Source organism: Candidatus Anoxymicrobium japonicum (assembly GCA_002843005.1).
GTDB classification, from domain to species: Bacteria; Actinomycetota; Geothermincolia; order Fen-727; family Anoxymicrobiaceae; genus Anoxymicrobium; species Anoxymicrobium japonicum.
Genome location: PHEX01000118.1, coordinates 1 through 2,174, shown reverse-complemented (window position 1 = coordinate 2,174; position 2,174 = coordinate 1). Strand labels below are relative to the sequence as shown.

Genomic DNA, 2,174 nt, shown 5'->3' with positions numbered 1-2,174 from the left:
AAGGTACTCCGGGGATAACAGGCTTATCTCCCCCAAGAGTTCACATCGACGGGGAGGTTTGGCACCTCGATGTCGGCTCATCGCATCCTGGGGCTGGAGAAGGTCCCAAGGGTTGGGCTGTTCGCCCATTAAAGCGGTACGCGAGCTGGGTTTAGAACGTCGTGAGACAGTTCGGTCCCTATCCGTTGCGGGCGCAGGAGACTTGAGAGGATTTGTCCCTAGTACGAGAGGACCGGGATGAACAGACCTCTGGTGTGTCAGTTGTCATGCCAATGGCACTGCTGATTGGCTACGTCTGGACTGGATAAGCGCTGAAAGCATCTAAGCGCGAAGCCAACCTCAAGATCAGGTCTCCCATCTGGTTAACAGAGTAAGACTCCTTGCAGACTACAAGGTGGATAGGCCGGAGGTGTAAGCGTGGCAACACGTTCAGCCGACCGGTACTAATAAGTCGAGGGCTTGGTTCGATCTTTTAAATACGCTGTGTAGCTTTGAGGGCGCGAGTGAGCGTTCTGATAATAGAATAACGGTGGCGATGGCGGAGGGGATCACCTGTTCCCATTCCGAACACAGAAGTTAAGTCCTCCAGCGCCGATGGTACTGCAGGGGTAACCTTGTGGGAGAGTAGGTCGCCGCCGATTTTTGAAAAAGACCCGCAACGGCGGGTCTTTTTCTTTGCAGATCCGGCATCTTACGTGTTTCTGGTATCATGCTTTCGTTGTTGAGGCGATGTTTGTGACTCGAGGAAGCGGGAATCTAATGGCGGAGATCAGATCTTTCAGAGGGATGAGGTATAACAGTGAGGCGATAGGGGATCTGTCGCTTGTCGTCGCTCCGCCATATGATGTAATCAGTGATAAGCAGCGAGACGCGCTTTATAACAAGCATCCGTACAACGTAATCCGGCTCATTCTCAACCGGCCGAAGAAAAGCGATTCCGTCTCTGAGCAGCCGTACGTGAGAGCCTCGGAGTTCCTTGACAGGTGGCTTGCGCAGAGGATCCTCATAGAGGATCGCATCCCCGGCATTTATCTTTACAGGCAGAGCTACCTCTTCGAGGGCAACTACAAAGAGTGCACCGGCCTTGTTGCCAGGGTCAAGTTGGAGGAGTTTTCTAAAGGCGGGATACTTCCTCATGAAGACATCATGCCCGGGCCACTCTCGGATCGCGGAGCGTTGCTCGAGCATACGCGGGCTAATCTGAGTATGGTAGAGGCTTTGTACTCCGACACGAACGAGAAGCTCAAAGGCCCCATTCTGGCGGAGATGGAGAGGTTTGCGCTGGCGCAGTTTCAGACCCCCGACGGGGTCGCGCACGACATATGGGGTGTCACGGACGAAAGATTTGTCAACAAGATAGCCTTGTTCCTCAAAAAGAAGACGCTTTACATCGCCGACGGACATCACCGATATCAAACCGCGTTGGAGTACAGCATGCGTAAACGCGAAAGCGGAGAGATAACCAGCGAGGATGACCCAAGGAACTATCTCATGATGATGATAGTCGAGATGGAGAATCCAGGCCTGTCGATGTTGCCGGTGCACAGGGTCGCGCTGGGCTTGCCGTCGGTTGACATCGACTTGATGCTCAAGGGCCTCGAGCCATGGTTCAACATCACGGATGTCGAGGTCCCGGGTGGCCCGCGCAGCGGACAGGTCTATCAGATGATCAAGCGGCTTGAGGCAGTCGGTGAAGAAACGCACGCGTTTGGGGCGTTCGTCAAAGGCGGGAAGTTTTTCCTGTTCTCCTGGAGGAGCGACAGAGACGTAGAGAAAGAAATCAATGGAGATCATGCGGCGTCTTATAAGAAGCTCGACGTGACTGTGCTTCAAAAGATTGTCATGGAAAAGGTTCTTGGAATGAAGCATGACAGGGAATCGGTCGAGGCCGGCATGCTTTTTACCCGTGATCCGCTCGAGGCGGTCAGCCTGGTGGATTCGGGGCGGGGGGCCGTTGCGTTTTTCTTGAACGCTACGCCTGTTGAGCAGGTGCGCACTGTAGCGGATCAAGGTGAGAAGATGCCCCAGAAATCGACGTACTTCTACCCGAAGCCGTGCTCGGGCGCTGTGATGAATCGGATCACGAACTGGTAGGGGCGCTCGGGGTGTCTTCTTCGCCCTCCGCTCGCGGACTCGAAGTCGGTCGAAGAAAACACCCCTCGCTTTGCTGGGGG

The 2,174-nt window shown here is 54.6% G+C and carries 1 protein-coding gene and 2 rRNA genes; all 3 read left to right on the top strand.

The window, feature by feature from the left end:
• A 23S ribosomal RNA gene (locus CVT63_08265) occupies positions 1–465 on the top strand; the annotation flags it as partial.
• 60 nt (positions 466–525) lie between these two features.
• A 5S ribosomal RNA gene (gene rrf / locus CVT63_08260) occupies positions 526–641 on the top strand.
• Between the two features lies 1 nt (position 642).
• Positions 643–2,094, top strand: a complete 1,452-nt coding sequence (locus tag CVT63_08255; protein PKQ26875.1) for a hypothetical protein — start codon at positions 643–645, stop codon at positions 2,092–2,094.
• The last annotated feature ends 80 nt before the right edge of the window (positions 2,095–2,174 follow it).